A 16086-nucleotide genomic window follows, 5' to 3' on the forward strand; every position below is an offset into this window, starting at 1 on the left:
ATGATCCAGCTCAGCCATCTCCAGAAGCTCGAAGCCGAGGCGATCTTTATCATCCGCGAGGTCGTCGCGACCTGCGACAAGCCGGTGCTGCTCTATTCGATCGGCAAGGATTCCGCCGTCCTGCTGCATCTGGCGATGAAGGCCTTCTATCCGGCCAAGCCGCCTTTCCCGCTGCTCCATGTCGACACGACCTGGAAGTTCCGCGAGATGATCGCCTTCCGGGACGAGACGGCTTCGCGGCTCGGGCTCGACCTGATCGTCCACATCAACCAGGAGGGCGTGAAGGCCGGCATCGGCCCCTTCGCTTCCGGCTCGCGCGTCCATACCGACGTGATGAAGACGCAAGGCCTCAAGCAGGCGCTCGACCTCCACAAGTTCGACGCGGCCTTTGGCGGCGCCCGCCGCGACGAGGAGAAGAGCCGCGCCAAGGAGCGCGTCTTCTCGCTGCGCTCGCCCGAGCATCGCTGGGACCCGAAGAACCAGCGCCCCGAGCCCTGGCAGCTCTTCAACACCCGCAAGCATCGCGGCGAGAGCTTTCGCGTGTTCCCGCTCTCGAACTGGACCGAGCGCGACATCTGGGACTACGTCGCACTCGAGAACATCCCGGTCGTGCCACTCTATTTCGCCGCGCCGCGCCCGGTCGTGCGCCGCGACGGCGCCTGGATCATGCGCGACGACGAGCGCATGGAACTGCTGCCCGGTGAGGTCGTCGAGACCCGCATGGTCCGCTTCCGCACGCTCGGCTGCTATCCGCTGACCGGCGCGGTCGAGAGCGAGGCCGCCAACCTCACCGACATCATCGCCGAGATGCGCTCCTCGCGCGCCTCCGAACGCCAGGGCCGCGTCATCGACCATGATGGCGCCGGCTCGATGGAACAGAAGAAGCAGGAAGGCTATTTCTGATGGGTCTGGCCGTCGAGAAGAAGCGCCCAAGCGCCGCCGCTCCGCTTCCCGCCAACGATGCCTCTGGCCTCACCGGCGTCGGCCAGCAGTCGCTGCTGCGCTTCATCACTTGCGGCTCGGTCGATGACGGTAAGTCGACCCTGATCGGCCGCATGCTCTACGAGGCCGGGGCGGTCTTCGACGACCAGCTCAGCGCCCTCGACAGCGACTCGAAGAAGTTCGGCACGCAAGGAGCGGCTCCCGATTTCGCCCTGCTGGTCGACGGGCTCTCGGCCGAGCGCGAGCAGGGCATCACCATCGACGTCGCCTACCGCTATTTCGCCACGGAGAAGCGCAGCTTCATCGTCGCCGACACGCCCGGCCACGAGCAATATACCCGCAACATGGCGACCGGCGCCTCGACCGCCGATCTCGCCATCATCCTGATCGACGCTCGCAAGGGCCTGCTGCCGCAGACGCGCCGGCATTCCTTCATCGTCTCGCTGGTCGGTGTCCGCCACGTCGTGGTCGCCGTCAACAAGATGGACCTCGTCGGCTATGACGAGGCGGTGTTCCAGCGCATCGCCGCCGATTACCGCGAGGCGGTGAAGAGCCTCGGCTTCGCCTCCGTCCATTTCATCCCGGTCTCGGCCCGCGATGGCGAGAACGTCATGCGCCCGTCCAAGGCCATGCCCTGGCATGACGGGCCGGCGCTGCTGCCCTTCCTCGAAACCGTGGCGGTTGCCGAGGCGGCGCGAGGAGAGGACGGTTTTGCCCTGCCGGTGCAATGGGTCAACCGGCCCGATCTCGATTTCCGCGGCTATGCCGGCACGCCGGTGCGCGGCCGCATCCGCGTCGGCGATCCGGTCACGGTGCTGCCCTCGGGGCGCCAGAGCAAGGTCGCGCGCGTCATCGGCGCCGCCGGCGACACCAGCAATGCCGCCGCCGGCCAGGCAGTGACGCTGACGCTGACCGAGGAGATCGACATCTCGCGTGGCGATCTCCTCGTCGCGACCGATGCGCCGTTGCCGGTGCGCCGCGAGCTCAAGGCGAAGCTGCTCTGGACCGGCGAGCGCGCCATGCTGGAAGGCGGCCAGTTCGCCCTGAAGCTCGGCACGCAGGCGGTTAACGCCACGGTCGAGACGCTGCATCACAGCATCGACATCGAGGGCTTCAAGCCCGTTCCGGCGCAGAGCCTGCTCATGAACGGCATCGGGCTTGCGACCCTGCGCTTCGACCGGCCGCTGGTGGCGCTGCCCTATGATGACAGCCGCGAACTCGGCGGCTTCATCCTGTTCGACCGCATCAGCAACGAGACGGTGGCCTTCGGCTTCGTCGCGGCGGAGGCGCGGCCGGGCCGCGACGAGCCGCTGCCGGAGGAGGGCGCGCTTGGCCGCGCGCGGCAGGCCGCCATTCGCCTGGTCGGCCGGCGCGGCACGCCGGAGCGGCGTCTGTGGTGGAGCACGGTGAGCTGGCGCGTGCTCAGCACGGCCGGCCTGTTCGCCGCAGCCTTTGCGCTGACCGGGCGCGCCGATCTCTCGGGCGCGCTGGCGCTGGGCGACATCGCGTTGCGGCCGTCGCTGCGGGCGCTGCATGCCCATCTCTGGCGCAAGCACCCCTCGGCGACGCTGCGCGACGGCGCGGGGATCTGACCTAATCGTCATTGCGAGCGCAGCGAAGCAATCCAGGGGCCTCACGCACTCCCTCTGGATTGCTTCGCTGCGCTCGCAATGACGTTTCAGCCCGAAATCACTGCTGTCGCCTCGATCTCGATTAGCGCCTGCGGCTCGACCAGCGCCACGACCTGCACCACCGCCATGGCCGGGAAATGCCGGCCAAGCACCTCGCGGTAGACCGGCCCCATCTCCTTCAGGCTGGCGCGGTAGGTCGCGATGTCGGTGACGTACCAGGTCAGCCGCACGATATCCTCCATGCGCCCGCCGCCGGCCTCGACCACCGCCTTGATGTTGACCAGCGTCTGGCGGAGCTGGCCCAAAAAGCCCTCGGCGAAGACGCCGTCCTTGTCCCAGCCGACGAGCCCGCCGGTGACCAGCACGCGCCCCTGCGCGACCATGCCGTTCGCATAGCCGCGCGGCACGGGCCAGCCCTCGGGCAGGATGGCGCGGGAATCGTTGGACATGGGCGTTGCCTCGGTCTTTTGGGCCGTTAGGCCGTTTCTTGGAGGGGCAGGCGCTTAAGCCTCGCCGCGCGCGATCTGGCGCAGGGCGAAGCGTTGGAGCTTGCCGGTCGGGGTTTTGGGCAGTGCCGCGACGAACTCGACGGCGCGAGGGTACTTATAGGGCGCGATAGCGGCCTTGACGTGCTCCTGCAAGGTTTTGACCAGCGCAGGATCGCCGCGCAATCCGGCGCGCAACACGACATAGGCCTTCACGATCTGCCCGCGATCGGGGCAGGGCGCGCCGACCACGCCGCATTCGGCCACGGCCTCGTGCATCAGCAGGCAGGCCTCGACCTCCGGTCCGGCAATGTTGTAGCCGGCCGAGATGATCATGTCGTCCGAGCGGGCCTGGTACCAGAAATAGCCGTCCGCATCGCGCAGATAGGTGTCGCCGGTGATGTTCCAGCCCTTCTCGACGTACTTTCCCTGGCGCGCATCGGCGAGATAGCGGCAGCCGGTCGGGCCGCGCACCGCGAGGCGGCCGGGCGTGCCGTCCGGCACCTCCTTGCCCTCGGCATCGACGATCCTGGCTTCGTAGCCGGGCACCGGCAGGCCGGTCGAGCCAGGGCGGATCGCCTCGCGCGGTGCACCGATGAAGATGTGCAGCATCTCGGTCGCGCCGATGCCGTCCATCAGCGGCAGGTCGGTCGCGGTCTTCCAGGCGTCGAAGGTCGCCTTGGGCAGGTTCTCGCCGGCCGAGACGCAGATGCGCAGCGAGGTGATGTCGCGCCCTTCCAGCTTGTCGAGCATGGCGCGATAGGCCGTCGGCGCGGTGAAGCAGACGCTCGCCTTATGGCGTTCGATCGCAGTGATGAGATCGGGCGGCGCGACCTTGTCGGGCAGCACCATCGCGGCGCTGATCCGCATCGGGAACAGCACGAGCCCGCCGAGCCCGAAGGTGAAGGCGAGCGGCGGCGAGCCGATGAAGCGGTCTTCGGGCGAGGCCTTCAGCACGCGCGCGCCATAGCAGTCGCAGATCGCCAGCAGGTCCTGGTGAAAATGCATCGTGCCCTTGGGCTCGCCTGTGGTGCCCGAGGTGAAGCCGATCAGGCAGACATCGTCGCGGGCGGTGTCGGCGGCCTCGAAAAGCTCATAGCCGTCCTGCGCGACCAACGCCTCCAGATCGCCCTGCGTGCCGCCGCCCCAGGTGACGATGCGCGTGAGTTCCGGCGCCTGCTTCTGCGCAGCCTTCAGATCGTCGACCAGCCGATGATCGCAGAGCGCCAGCGCGATCTGCGCCTTCCTGATCGGGTAGGCCAATTCGCCTGCCCGCAGCATCGGCATGGTCGCGACCACGACGCCGCCGGCCTTGATCGCCGCCAGATAGGAAGCGACCATCATCGGCGTGTTGGCGGCGCGCAGCAGCACGCGGTTGCCCGGCACGAGGCCGAGGTCGCGGGTCAGCACGTTGGCGATGCGGTTCACCTGCTCGGCGAGCTCGGCATAGCTCCAGCTTGCATGGTCGGAGACGATCGCGATGCGCTCGCCGCGCCCGTCCGCGACATGGCGGTCGAGCAGTTCGGTGACGGCGTTCAACCGCTCGGGATAGTCCAGGCCGGCCTCTTCCAGAAGCAGGTCGGGCCAGCTCTCGCGCGGCGGCAGATTGTCCCGCGCGAAGCTGTCTTGATGCCCCGACCGCACGAAATCCGCGGTGTTCATCTCATTCCCCTGGCTTTCTGCCGTGCGTCTTCAACAGGTCGCGCGCGATCACGATCTTCTGGACTTCGCTGGCGCCCTCGTAGATCCGCAGCGCCCTGATCTCCCGGTAGAGTTCCTCGACCTTGACGCCCTTGGTGACACCGAGCCCGCCATGGATCTGCACGGCGCGGTCGATGACGCGCTGGGCGTTCTCGGTGGCGACGAGCTTGGCCAGAGCCGCCTCGCGGGTGACACGGGCCGCGCCCTTATCCTTGGTCCAGGCGGCGCGGTAGACCAGCAGGGCGGCGGCATCGACCTCGGCCGCGCTGTCGGCGATGGCCGCCTGCGAGAGCTGGAGGTCGCCGAGCGTACCGCCGAAGAGCTTGCGCGCATTCGCATGCGACACCGTTTCGTGCAGCGCCCGCCTTGCGAAGCCGAGCGCGGCGGCGCCGACCGTCGAGCGAAAAATGTCGAGCGTCGCCATCGCCACCTTGAAGCCGTCGCCGGGACCGCCGATGCGGTTCTCGACCGGGATGCGGCAGGAATCGAAGCGCAGCGTCGCCAGCGGATGCGGCGCGATCACGTCGATGCGCTCGGTGATGCTCAGGCCGGGCGTATCGGCCTCGACCAGATAGGCGGATAAGCCCCGCGCGCCCGGCGCCTCGCCGGAGCGGGCGAAGACGACGTAGTGGTCGGCGATGCCGCCATTCGAGATCCAGGTCTTCTCGCCGTCGATACGGACATGCCTGTTGTCGTCGGGCGTGGCTGTGGTGGCCATGGCCGCGACATCCGAGCCCGCCTCCTTCTCCGAGAGCGCGAAGGCCGAGATCCGCTTGCCGTCGCGCACGCCGGGCAGGATGCGGGTCTTCATCGCCTCGGAGCCGGCGATGCTGATCGAGCCGGTGCCGAGCCCCTGCATGGCGAAGGCGAAATCGGCCAGCCCATCGCGCGCAGCGAGCGTCTCGCGGGCGAGGCAGAGCGTGCGCACGTCGAGCGCCTCGGTGAGCCCGCCATGGGCGGCCGGCACCACGGCCTTCAGGAACCCGGCTTCGCCCAGCGCCTTCACCCGCGCCCGGCAGGCGGCGTCGACATCGTCATGCGGCAGGCCGGGCAGCGTGGCGTCGGCCCAGGCGGCGAGCTCTTCGGCGAAGGCGCGGTGGCGGTCCTCGAAGAAGGGCCAGTCGAGCGTGTCGCCAAGGATACCGATGCCAAGGGAGACCATTTCAATTGCCCTCGAAGACCGGCTTCTGCTTGGCGGCGAAGGCATGGTAGGCGCGGGCGAAATCCTCGGTCTGCATGCACAAGGCCTGCGCCACGGCCTCGGCCTCGATTGCGGTTTCGACCGACATCGCCCATTCCATTTCGAGCATGCGCTTGGTCATGGCGTTGGCGAAGGTCGGGCCATCGGCCAGCTCGGCCGCGAGTGCCTGAGCCTCGGCGAGCACGGCCTCCTTGGCGACGAGCCGGTTGAGGAAGCCCCAGCGTTCCGCCTCCTCGCCGCGCAGCACGCGGCCGGTATAGAGCAGCTCGGCGGCGCGGCCCTGGCCGATGATGCGCGGCAGCATCGCGCAGGCGCCCATGTCGCAGCCGGCGAGGCCAACGCGGTTGAACAGGAAGGCGATCTTGGCGTCAGTCGTGCCGAGCCGGATGTCGGAGGCCATCGCCATGATCGCGCCGGCGCCGGCGCAGATTCCGTCGATGGCGGCTATGACCGGCTGCGGGCAGGCGCGCATGGCCTTGACCAGCTCGCCGGTCATCCGGGTGAACTTGAGCAGGTCCTTGGTCTCCATCGCGACCAGCGGCCCGATGATCTCGAACACGTCGCCGCCCGAGGAGAAGTTGCCGCCGGCGCCGGTGACCACGATCGCCTTGACCTCTTCCTCCTTCTGCGCCGCGAGGAAGAAATCGGTCAGCTCGCGATAGCTCTCGAAGGTGAGCGGGTTCTTCTTCTCCGGCCGGTTCAGCGTCACAGTCGCGAGCTTGCCAGCGACCGAAAGCTCGAAATGCTCCGGCTTGAAATCGCTGAGCGGCAGGGTCGTGGCGTTGGCGGCGCTCATGCGCTGTCTCCTTCGCCATTCGCCTGATCGGCGCGGCGCTTGATGGCCTGGTGCAGCGAGCCCTTGGTCTGCCCGAGCAGGCGGAAGAGCTGGCTGATCTCGACATGGTCGAGCCCGGCGAAGAGCTCTGCGATCCAGCCCTCGTGCCGCTCCGCCATGGCCTTGAAGCTCTTGCGCCCGAGCGCGGTCAGCGTCAGCACCTGCACGCGCCGGTCCTGCGCCGCCGGGCGCTTGTCGACCAGGCCATCGGCGAGCAGCCCTGCGACCACCGCCGTGACGTTGCCGTTCGAGACCATCAGCCGCTGGGAGACCTCGCCGACCGTCATGCCGGTCGTGGATTTCTCCAGCTGCGCCATCAGGTCGAAGCGCGGCAGCGTCGTCTTGAACTCCTCGCGTAGCCGGTTGCGGATCTCGGTCTCGATCAGGGTCGAGCAGGTCAGCAGCCGCAGCCAGAGCCGCAGCTCGTCCTTGTGATCGCCGGGGCGCTCATTGGCCTTGGTCTCGCGGTCGAGCACGAAGCCGGGGGCGGGCGTTTCCATGCTCTAAAACTCCCCGCCATTGATCAGCAGCGACTGGCCGGTGACCGAGGCGCTTGCCGCGCCGCAGAGGTAGAGCACGGCAGCCGCGACCTCCTTCGGCTGGACCAGCCGGCCCTGCGGGTTGTCCTTCACCAGTTCGGCCAGCGCCTGCTCCTGCGACTTGCCGGTCTTGGCCGTGATCGCCGCGACGCCGCCCGCGACCATGTCGGTATCGGTATAGCCGGGGCAGACGGCGTTGACGGTCACGCCCGTGCGCGCCGTCTCCAGCGCCAGCGAGCGCACCAGCCCGACAACCGCATGCTTCGCTGCGACGTAAGCCGAGACGTAGGGATAACCGCGATGGCCGGCGGTCGAGGCGATGGCGATCAGGCGGCCATCCCGGCGCTCGACCATGCCGGGCAGGGCGGCGTGGAAGACGTTGACCGTGCCGATCAGGTTGAGTTCGAGCATGCGCCGGAAGCGCTCGGCATCGCTCTTCATGAACGGCCCGGTCTCGACCGCACCGGCATTGGCGATGACGATGTCGAAGGGCTGTGGCTTGGCGAGTTCCGCCATCGCCGCTGCGATGGCCGTCTCGTCGCGCACGTCGGAGGCTGCATAGGCATCGGCGGTGCCGCCGGCAACGGCCGCTTGCAGGATGGCCTCGTCCCGGCCGATGATCGCGACGCGCGCGCCGGCTGCCTTCAGCGCCGCGGCGATGGCGCGGCCGATGCCGCGCCCGCCGCCGGTGACCAGAGTATGCCGTCCCGCCAGATCCATGCCGCCGCTCCTCCTGCCTGGAATATATTTTAGGTCTAAAGGAATTTGCAAGCTGGTTGTGAATGCGGCTGCGCTGAGAGACACGCAGAGGGTGGCGAGCCTTCTACCCGCTTCTCGCTGAAATTTGCTCGGTTGAGGCGCGGATTCGCGTTGCCCGGCCGCAAGCCTCTTGAGAAGAAATTATTTCAGGCTTAAAATAAATTCAGATCGCAATTTGGGAGAGCGCGGATGCGTATCGCGGTGGTCGGCGGCGGGCCTGCTGGGCTCTATTTCGCGCTCCTGATGAAGCGCGACTGGCCGGCGCTCGACGTCACGGTCTTCGAGCGCAACCAGGCCGACGACACATTCGGCTTCGGTGTCGTCTTCTCCGATCAGACGCTCGACATGTTCAAGGCGGCGGATGCCGTGAGCTACCGGGCGATCGTCGACAACTTCGCCTATTGGGACGACATCGAAATCCATTTCAAGGACAGCGTCCATCGCGTGTCCGGGAACGGCTTCTGCGGCTGCTCGCGCCGCTCGTTGCTGATGCTGGTGCAGGAGCGGGCGCGCCAGCTCGGCGTCACCCTCAAGTTCGGTGAGGAGGCCGCCGATATCGAGCTGTTGAAGCGCGAGTTCGACCTCGTCGTCGCCGCCGACGGCATCAACAGCCGCATCCGCGAAGGCTGGCGCGAGCGCTTCAAGCCCGAGACCGATCTTCGCCCGAACAAGTTCACCTGGATGGGCTCGACCCGCCCTTTCGACGCCTTCAACTTCTTCTTCAAGGAGACCGGGCACGGGCTCTTCATCGCCCATTGCTACCAGTACGAGGCCGGCCGCTCGACCTGGGTGCTGGAGACCGACCCAGAGACCTTCGCCAGGGCCGGGCTGGAGGGCATGGACGAGGCAGCCTCGGCCACCTTCCTGGAGGGCGTCTTCGCCGAGGAGCTTCAGGGCCACAAGTTGGTCACCAACCGTTCGCTTTGGCGCAACTTCCCGATGATCCGTTGCGAGCGCTGGGTCTCGGAGAACGTCGTGCTGATCGGCGACGCCAAGGCGACGGCGCATTTTTCGATCGGCTCTGGCACCAAGCTGGCGATGGAGGACGCGATCGCGCTGCATCGCGCCTTCGGTGCGGCCAAGCTCGATGTCACTGATGCGCTCGCGCTCTATGAGCGCACCCGCCGGGAGGAGGTCGAGAAGACCCAGCATGCCGCCGACGTCTCGCTGGTCTGGTTCGAGCAGCTCAGCCGCTTCTGGGATTTCGACCCGCTGCGCTTCGCCTTCGGCCTGATGACCCGCTCCAAGGCGATCACCTATGATAACCTCGCTTTGCGCGCCCCGGACTTCGTTGCCGCCATTGACGAGCTGGTAGCCGAAGAGGTCGGTCCCGACGCGCGCCGCAAGCGCGACGGCAGGCCGGTTCCCCCCGCCTTCCAGCCGTTCAAGCTGCGCGAACTGGAGATCGCCAACCGCATGGTGCTCTCGCCGATGTGCCAGTATTCGGCCGAAGAGGGCATGCCGGGCGACTGGCACCTGATGCATTACGGCTCGCGGGCCGTGGGCGGCCCCGGCCTGATCGTCACCGAAATGACCTGCGTCGCCGCTGATGCCCGCATCACGCCCGGTTGCGCCGGGCTCTTCACCGATGCGCAGGAAGCCGCCTGGACCCGCATCGTCGACTTCGTCCACACCAATTCGTCGGCTAAGTTCTGCCTCCAGCTCGGCCATGCCGGGCGCAAGGGCGCGACCAGGCTGATGTGGGACGGCATGGACCGTCCGCTCGCGGAGGGCGCCTGGCCGATCATCTCGGCCTCGCCTTTGCCCTACTACCCCGAGAGCCAGGTCCCGCGCGAGATGACCCGCGCCGACATGGACCGCGTCCGCGACGAGTTCGTCGCGGCGGCGCAGCGTGGCGAGCGCGCCGGCTTCGACATGCTGGAGCTGCACTGCGCCCATGGCTACCTGCTGGCGAGCTTCCTCTCGCCGCTGACCAACCACCGCACCGATGAGTATGGCGGCTCGGTCGAGAACCGGCTGCGCTATCCGCTCGAAGTCTTCCGCGCGTTGCGCGAGGTCTGGCCGCGCGAGAAGCCGATGTCGGTGCGCGTCTCCGCCACCGACTGGAAGGCCGGCGGCCTCTCGGCCGAAGATTCGGTCGCGATCGCCGCCGCCTTCGCCGGGGAGGGCTGCGACCTCGTCGACGTCTCCACCGGCCAGACCGTCAATGACAGCCGGCCGATCTATGGCCGCATGTTCCAGACGCCGTTCTCGGATCGCATCCGCAACGAGGCGCGCATCGCCACGATGTGCGTCGGCAACATCACCACGGCCGATCAGGTCAACACCATCGTCGCCTCGGGCCGGGCCGACCTCGTCGCGCTCGGCCGGCCGCATCTGGCCGATCCGTCCTTCGTGTTGCGCGCGGCGGCCTGGTACGGGGTCGATATCCCGCAGCCGGTGCAATACCAGCCCGGCAAGGACCAGCTCATGCGCAACACGCCGCGCGAGCGTGAGGAGCTGACCGAGCTCAAGCTCAAGGCCAAGCCGAGCGCCCACGCGCAGTCGCATTGAGACATCGTCATTGCGAGCGCAGCGAAGCAATCCAGGGGCCTCACGCACTCCCCTGGATTGCTTCGCTGCGCTCGCAATGACGTGGCGGCTTCATCGGACCGTTTCATTGCGCTGCTGCAATGTCGTGCTTGGCGCACACCGGCTAGCATGCGGCGGTAGAGCCGCTATCTCAGGGACCAAGCGCGGGTCATCTCGGCCCGCCGGAGATCATGAGGTCAGCGATGAAGCTCACGGGCATCCACCACGTCACCGCGATTTCGGCCAATGCGCCGCTGAACCGCCGCTTCTATGTCGAGACGCTCGGCATGCGCCTGGTCAAGAAGACGGTGAACCAGGACGACACCACCGCCTATCACCTGTTCTATGCCGATGGCGCCGGCTCACCCGGCAGCGACCTGACGTTCTTCGACTGGCCGGCGCCTCCGGCCAAGCGCGGCACGCACGCGATCGTCCGCACCTCGCTGCGGGTCGCCAACGAGGCTTCGCTGCAATGGTGGCGCGAGCGGCTGACCGCGGCCGGCGTCAAGGCTTCGGAGATCCGCAGCATCAACGGCCGCGCCGCACTCGATTTCGAGGATCCGGAAGGCCAGCGCCTGACGCTGATCGCCGATGGCGGCAACATCCCCTTCGCCATCTGGGAGAAGAGCCCGGTCCCGGCCGAGCATCAGATCCGCGGCCTCGGCCCGGTGACGATCTCGGTGCCGCAGCTCGAACGCACTGAGGCCGTGCTGACCCAGCTGCTTGGCCTGGAGCGCGCTTCGAACTATCGCGACGCGGCCCATGCCGCCGGCGACATCCACGTCTTCAACGTGGGCGAGGGCGGCCCGGCGGCGGAACTTCACGTCGCAGTCGAGCCCGGCCTGCCGCAGGCGCGGGAAGGGGCGGGTGGCGTGCACCATCTCGCGCTGCGCACGCCGACCTTCGGCGATTACGACGAATGGGCCGAGCGGCTGCGTGCGGCCGGTTATCCCAATAGCGGCAAGGTCGACCGCTTCTACTTCCGCTCGCTCTACCTGCGCGAGCCGAACGGCGTGCTGATCGAGATCGCCACCGATGAGCCCGGCTTCTCCGCCGACGAGCCGGCCGAGACGATGGGCGAGAAGCTCTCGCTGCCGCCCTTCCTCGAGGCGAAGCGGGCGCAGATCGAGGCGGGCCTGAAGCCGCTCTGACTTCCCTTCTCCCCCTGCGGGAGAAGGTGCCCCGAAGGGGCGGATGAGGGGTCGCGCAGGTCGGAATCGCTGGCGGTCTTGACGGACGAAGACCGGCAAGCGTTGCGCGCCCCCTCACCCCAACCCTCTCCCGCAGGGGGAGAGGGGGCAGGTCGCGGGCGTCGTCATGTTTTACGCCTGACTTCCCTCATCCGTCAGCGCTTCGCGCTGCCACCTTCTCCCCCGAGGAGAGAAGGAGACCCGAGCTTACAGCCGGCCGGATTCGTAGTACGCCATCAGCGACATGGATGCCGCTGCGCTCGCCACGCCCCTGCTCGACCACGGGGCCCTGCTCCTCACGATCGCGCATTTCGCCAGCGCCGGCGCGGTGACGCTCCATGCCCTGTTCAAGAAGCGCGAGGTCGCGGCGGCGATCGGCTGGATCGGCCTCGCGTGGCTCTCGCCCTTCTTCGGGCCGTTCCTGTACTTCCTGCTCGGGATCAACCGCGTCAAACGCCGGGCGCAGCGTCTGCGCGGCGCCGAGGGCGGCGTGAGGCCGGACGTCGCGCTTAAGGGCAGGGCACGCAAGACCGATCACAGCCTGCTCACCGCCGTCGACAAGATCACCGGCATCGACAGCGAGCCGGGCCGCGTCACCGACATCCTGCATTGCGGAGACGAAGCCTATCCGCGGATGCTCGAAGCCATCGAGGCCGCGCAGACCAGCATCGTCTTCGCCACCTTCATCTTCCGCACGGACGAGGCCGGCGAAAGGTTCATCGCGGCGTTCACGCGGGCGCATCAGCGCGGCGTCGCGATCCGGGTGCTGATCGACGGCTTCGGCGGCGGCTTCCTGCACTCGGCCGCCTATCACCGCCTGCACCGGGCCGGGGTGCCCGTGGCCCGATACCTGCATTCGCTCTTGCCCTGGAAGATGCCGCTTCTCGATCTCAGGCTGCACAAGAAGATCATGGTCATCGACGGCCGGACCGCCTTCATCGGCGGCCTCAATATCGGGGCGGAGAACCTGCTGGCGACGCAACCGGCGGAGCCGGTTCGCGACGTGCATTTCCGCATCGAGGGCCCTGTCGTCAATCAGATCGCCGCGAGCTTTCAGGACGATTGGTCCTTCACCACGGGCGAGACGCTCGACGATCCGGTCTGGAGTGCGCAGGCCTATGACGCGCATGGCGCCGCTCCGGCCCGCGCGATCGCGTCCGGCCCCGACCAGAGCGTCGACCAGCTCGTGCTCGTGCTGCTGGCCGCGATCAGCTCGGCGAAGAGCTCGATCAGGATCGCGACGCCCTATTTCCTGCCGGACGAGCAATTACTCACGGCCCTGCAATTGGCGGCCCTGCGCGGCGTCACCGTCGACATCGTCCTGCCGGCACGGAACAACCATCGCCTCGTCGGCTGGGCCGTCTACGCCCATATCCGCCCCCTGCTGAAAATGGGCTGCCGCCTCTGGCGCTCGCCGCCACCCTTCGACCATTCCAAGCTTATGGTCGTCGACGATGCCTGGTGCCTGGTCGGCAGCGCTAATTGGGACGCCCGCAGCCTGCGGCTGAACTTTGAGCTCACAGTCGAGTTTCATGATAGTGATTTGGCAGGGCGCCTTGGCGCCGCTATCGACCGCAAGCTGACCGACCCCATCATGATGGCCGAGATCGACGCCAGATGGGGCATCGTCAAGATTCGTGACGCCGCCGCACGGCTGCTCATGCCTTATCTGTAGCACGCCATGCCGAGGCCAAGGTGAAGGTCGCATCCTACAACATCCACAAATGCCGCGGTACCGACCGGCTGGTGCGGCCCGGCCGCATCATCGGCGTGCTCGGCGAGATCGGCGCCGACCTCGTCGCGCTGCAGGAGGTCGACCGCCGCTTCGGACAGCGCATCGGCTTGCTCGACCCTATAGTGCTGCAAAAGGAAACCGGCCTGCACCTCCTCGTGCAGTCCGACCATGTCGACGGCCATGGCTGGCACGGCAACGCCCTGCTCGTGCGCGGCGAGCCGGCCTATTACCGCCGCTTCCGCCTGACCCTGCCGGGGCTGGAGCCGCGCGGCGCCGTCGTGGCCGAGCTCGATCTTGGCGAGGGCAAGTTCCGCGTCATCGCGGCGCATCTCGGCCTGCTCCGGCGCTCGCGCGTCGACCAGGCCAACGTGCTCCTGCGCGCCTTCCTTGAGCTGACCCCGATGCCGACGATCCTGCTCGGCGATTTCAACGAATGGCGCCGCAGCCGCAAATCGGCGCTCAACGTGCTCGAGCCCTATTTCGGCGGCGCCTTGCCCTTGCCGAGCTTCCCCTCGCAGCGCCCCATGCTCTCGCTCGATCGGATCCTGGGTTGGCCGCAGGGGCTGATCACGGAGCTCGCCGTCCACGACACGCCGCTCTCGCGCAAGGCCTCCGACCATCTGCCGCTCAAGGCGAAGGTGGAGTTCGACGCGGTCAGTGCCTCCTTTCGCAAGGCGGCGGCTTGAGACCATTTGAGACCTCTACTGGCGAGGCCGTCTGACGCGGCCGCCTGCGCTTCCGGTGCTCACGGACATGAAGTCCGCTCCGCTCCGGTTCTCGGCGGCCACGGCAGCCGACTCACGCCAGCGAAGTCTCAAACGGTCTCCGTGACCCGAGCCCGCCGCGCCAACGCCCAAATCCTGCCCAACCGACCGGCTTCAAGCGCCCATTCCGGGACGGGACGATGGCGGTGCCGCTGAAAATGCGTGCCTCAAAAAAGATGATCGTGGTTCACGCGTGATTAACCAAGCGCGCGCCTTATGAATCGAACGACGTTTGGGGCTTCCCTTTACTGATAGTCGGGCCGGCAGGACGGCTCGCTCGCGACCTCGCGAGTGGGGCGGGTGTCGACGCGCGTCGGGGGCGGGAAGGAGTATCCGAGTATCCCGAGAGTGCCGCGTATGAGAGACACGACTTATCGGCAACGCAGCTTCGCCTCGCGCTCTCGCTATTATCGACGCCGCTCGCGCTTCCCCAGGGTGGTGTTCCTCGTCCTGGCCTTCGGCATCGCCGCTCTGATCGGCATCGTGGTCCGCGACAATAGCCAGGCCCCCCGGGAATCCGCCGTCCGCGAGCTCACGCCGGTGCTTGCGCCGCCGAAGGTGGTCGCCTCGGCCGGGCGCTACGATCCGTTGCTCGACCCTGGCTATTCGCTTGGCCATGCGCCGCGCCCGCTCAATGAGGCCGCGCCGCTCGGCGCCGGCTTCCAGTCGGCGTCGCCTGCGCCCGCAGCTCCAGTCGAGCAGTTTGCCGCCGCGGCGGAGGAGCCGGACAGCGCGCCGTCGCTACCCTTGCCGGCGCTGGAACCGGCGGCGAGGCTTGCCCAGGGCGCGCCCGTGCCGGTGCCGCGCCCCTCCGACCTGACACCGCCGGCCTCACCCGAGGCTCCGCGCGTCGCCGAGCGCCCGCTCTCGCGTCGGACGCGGACGGCTGCCGCCCCGGCGGCGCAAGCCGAGGACAATCGCTCCTTCTTCGAGAAGCTTTTTGGCGTGCAGCGCTCGTCGGGCCCGGCCCTGGCCTATGCCGCGCCGGAGGATGACGTCGTTGACCGCTCCCGCGGCCGCAAGCTCAGCCCGACGCTGCCAAGTTCGGCGGCGCCCGTCTCGGCCCAGGCGACCGCGATCTACGACATCTCGGCGAAGACCGTCTACATGCCCAATGGCGACCGGCTGGAGGCGCATTCCGGCCTCGGCGACAAAATGGACGACCCCCGCTTCGCCCATGTCCGGATGCAGGGCGTGACGCCGCCGCATGTCTACGACCTGACCGAGCGCGAGGCGCTGTTCCACGGCGTGCGGGCGCTGCGGCTCAATCCGGTCGGCGGCAGCGGCAAGATCCATGGCCGCGCCGGCCTGCTGACGCATACCTACCTGCTCGGGCCGCGCGGCGACTCGAACGGCTGCGTCTCCTTCAGAGACTATGACAAGTTCCTGCAGGCCTATCTGCGCGGCGAGGTGAAGCGCCTGGTGGTCGTCGCCAGCCTGTGAGTGCCGGGCGGCGGCGATCCCGCATCAGCGTTTGGAGAAGGCCATGGGCGCGGTATCTCGGTTCAGGGCTGTTGCGCCGCTAGCCAGCTTGTTGCTCGCGCTCGGCTGCACGGTCCTGGGCTCGGCCACGCCCGCGCTGTCGGAGGTCCGTTTCGGCCGCAATGTCCGCGTCGGCGGGCATGATTTCTCTAACCGGACCTATGATCGCAACAATCGCGCGATCATCCATTTGTATCGCCGCGAGCCGCGCAATGCCGGCTGCGCATGGCACGCGGATGGCCGCGGCGGGCGGGTGCAGATCTGCCATCTGCGCCGGAAGTCGCGCTAAC

At 67.9% G+C, this 16086-nt stretch carries 14 protein-coding genes; 8 read left to right on the forward strand and 6 right to left on the reverse strand.

What is annotated here, in order from left to right; all coding sequences use genetic code 11:
* Both cysD and cysN read left to right on the forward strand, forming a co-directional pair.
* On the forward strand, window positions 1-903 hold the full coding sequence (cysD, locus tag DWF00_RS22635) for a sulfate adenylyltransferase subunit CysD (protein ID WP_245974199.1): 903 nt from the start codon (window positions 1-3) through the stop codon (window positions 901-903).
* Window positions 903-2534, forward strand: coding sequence for a sulfate adenylyltransferase subunit CysN (cysN, locus tag DWF00_RS22640; RefSeq protein WP_114831205.1), 1632 nt, complete (start codon window positions 903-905; stop codon window positions 2532-2534). Before cysD ends, cysN begins: the two co-directional genes overlap by 1 nt.
* Before the next feature lie 86 nt (window positions 2535-2620).
* On the opposite strand, the gene DWF00_RS22645 is transcribed toward cysN, so the two are convergent.
* Genes DWF00_RS22645 through DWF00_RS22670 form a run of 6 tightly spaced genes read right to left on the reverse strand, consistent with a single transcriptional unit; the run spans window position 2621 to window position 8054 of the window.
* The gene (locus tag DWF00_RS22645) at window positions 2621-3022 is read right to left on the reverse strand and encodes a RidA family protein (protein ID WP_114831206.1); all 402 of its coding nucleotides are present in this window, start codon (window positions 3020-3022) and stop codon (window positions 2621-2623) included.
* Window positions 3023-3076: 54 nt separating this feature from the next.
* Window positions 3077-4720, reverse strand: coding sequence for a benzoate-CoA ligase family protein (locus DWF00_RS22650; RefSeq protein WP_114831207.1), 1644 nt, complete (start codon window positions 4718-4720; stop codon window positions 3077-3079).
* A 1-nt stretch (window position 4721) separates the two neighbouring features.
* Window positions 4722-5921: an acyl-CoA dehydrogenase family protein gene (locus DWF00_RS22655; RefSeq protein ID WP_114831208.1), complete on the reverse strand. Its 1200-nt coding sequence runs from the start codon at window positions 5919-5921 to the stop codon at window positions 4722-4724.
* 1 nt (window position 5922) lies between these two features.
* Window positions 5923-6756: an enoyl-CoA hydratase family protein gene (locus DWF00_RS22660; RefSeq protein WP_114831209.1), complete on the reverse strand. Its 834-nt coding sequence runs from the start codon at window positions 6754-6756 to the stop codon at window positions 5923-5925.
* On the reverse strand, window positions 6753-7295 hold the full coding sequence (locus DWF00_RS22665) for a MarR family winged helix-turn-helix transcriptional regulator (RefSeq protein WP_114831210.1): 543 nt from the start codon (window positions 7293-7295) through the stop codon (window positions 6753-6755). Before DWF00_RS22665 ends, DWF00_RS22660 begins: the two co-directional genes overlap by 4 nt.
* A gap of 3 nt (window positions 7296-7298) precedes the next feature.
* A complete protein-coding gene (locus DWF00_RS22670; protein ID WP_114831211.1) occupies window positions 7299-8054 on the reverse strand; it encodes an SDR family NAD(P)-dependent oxidoreductase in 756 nt (251 codons plus the stop codon).
* 228 nt (window positions 8055-8282) lie between these two features.
* On the opposite strand from DWF00_RS22670, the gene DWF00_RS22675 reads away from it, so the two are divergent.
* The 6 genes from DWF00_RS22675 to DWF00_RS22700 all read left to right on the forward strand — a co-directional run bounded on the left by DWF00_RS22675 (window position 8283) and on the right by DWF00_RS22700 (window position 16085).
* On the forward strand, window positions 8283-10607 hold the full coding sequence (locus tag DWF00_RS22675) for a bifunctional salicylyl-CoA 5-hydroxylase/oxidoreductase (RefSeq protein ID WP_114831212.1): 2325 nt from the start codon (window positions 8283-8285) through the stop codon (window positions 10605-10607).
* A gap of 221 nt (window positions 10608-10828) precedes the next feature.
* A complete protein-coding gene (locus DWF00_RS22680) occupies window positions 10829-11776 on the forward strand; it encodes a ring-cleaving dioxygenase (RefSeq protein ID WP_114831213.1) in 948 nt (315 codons plus the stop codon).
* Window positions 11777-12059: 283 nt separating this feature from the next.
* A complete protein-coding gene (locus DWF00_RS22685) occupies window positions 12060-13490 on the forward strand; it encodes a phospholipase D-like domain-containing protein (protein ID WP_114831214.1) in 1431 nt (476 codons plus the stop codon).
* A gap of 20 nt (window positions 13491-13510) precedes the next feature.
* Complete coding sequence (locus tag DWF00_RS22690; protein WP_114831215.1) at window positions 13511-14236, forward strand: endonuclease/exonuclease/phosphatase family protein; 726 nt, start codon at window positions 13511-13513, stop codon at window positions 14234-14236.
* A 435-nt stretch (window positions 14237-14671) separates the two neighbouring features.
* Window positions 14672-15757, forward strand: a complete 1086-nt coding sequence (locus DWF00_RS22695) for a DUF2778 domain-containing protein (protein WP_114831216.1) — start codon at window positions 14672-14674, stop codon at window positions 15755-15757.
* Window positions 15758-15845: 88 nt separating this feature from the next.
* The gene (locus tag DWF00_RS22700; RefSeq protein WP_245974202.1) at window positions 15846-16085 is read left to right on the forward strand and encodes a hypothetical protein; all 240 of its coding nucleotides are present in this window, start codon (window positions 15846-15848) and stop codon (window positions 16083-16085) included.
* Window position 16086: the final 1 nt, after the last annotated feature.

The organism is Allobosea caraganae, from assembly GCF_003351345.1.
GTDB classification, from domain to species: domain Bacteria; phylum Pseudomonadota; class Alphaproteobacteria; order Rhizobiales; family Beijerinckiaceae; genus Allobosea; species Allobosea caraganae.

Bases quoted from the DNA above. Each gene is read 5' to 3' on its own strand.
- DWF00_RS22645 (WP_114831206.1), bottom strand. From the start codon at position 3,022: ATGTCCAACGATTCCCGCGCCATCCTGCCCGAGGGCTGGCCCGTGCCG.
- DWF00_RS22695 (WP_114831216.1), top strand. From the start codon at position 14,672: ATGAGAGACACGACTTATCGGCAACGCAGCTTCGCCTCGCGCTCTCGC.
- DWF00_RS22660 (WP_114831209.1), bottom strand. From the start codon at position 6,756: ATGAGCGCCGCCAACGCCACGACCCTGCCGCTCAGCGATTTCAAGCCG.
- DWF00_RS22670 (WP_114831211.1), bottom strand. From the start codon at position 8,054: ATGGATCTGGCGGGACGGCATACTCTGGTCACCGGCGGCGGGCGCGGC.
- cysD (WP_245974199.1), top strand. From the start codon at position 1: ATGATCCAGCTCAGCCATCTCCAGAAGCTCGAAGCCGAGGCGATCTTT.
- DWF00_RS22685 (WP_114831214.1), top strand. From the start codon at position 12,060: ATGGATGCCGCTGCGCTCGCCACGCCCCTGCTCGACCACGGGGCCCTG.
- DWF00_RS22655 (WP_114831208.1), bottom strand. From the start codon at position 5,921: ATGGTCTCCCTTGGCATCGGTATCCTTGGCGACACGCTCGACTGGCCC.
- DWF00_RS22665 (WP_114831210.1), bottom strand. From the start codon at position 7,295: ATGGAAACGCCCGCCCCCGGCTTCGTGCTCGACCGCGAGACCAAGGCC.
- DWF00_RS22675 (WP_114831212.1), top strand. From the start codon at position 8,283: ATGCGTATCGCGGTGGTCGGCGGCGGGCCTGCTGGGCTCTATTTCGCG.
- DWF00_RS22650 (WP_114831207.1), bottom strand. From the start codon at position 4,720: ATGAACACCGCGGATTTCGTGCGGTCGGGGCATCAAGACAGCTTCGCG.
- cysN (WP_114831205.1), top strand. From the start codon at position 903: ATGGGTCTGGCCGTCGAGAAGAAGCGCCCAAGCGCCGCCGCTCCGCTT.
- DWF00_RS22680 (WP_114831213.1), top strand. From the start codon at position 10,829: ATGAAGCTCACGGGCATCCACCACGTCACCGCGATTTCGGCCAATGCG.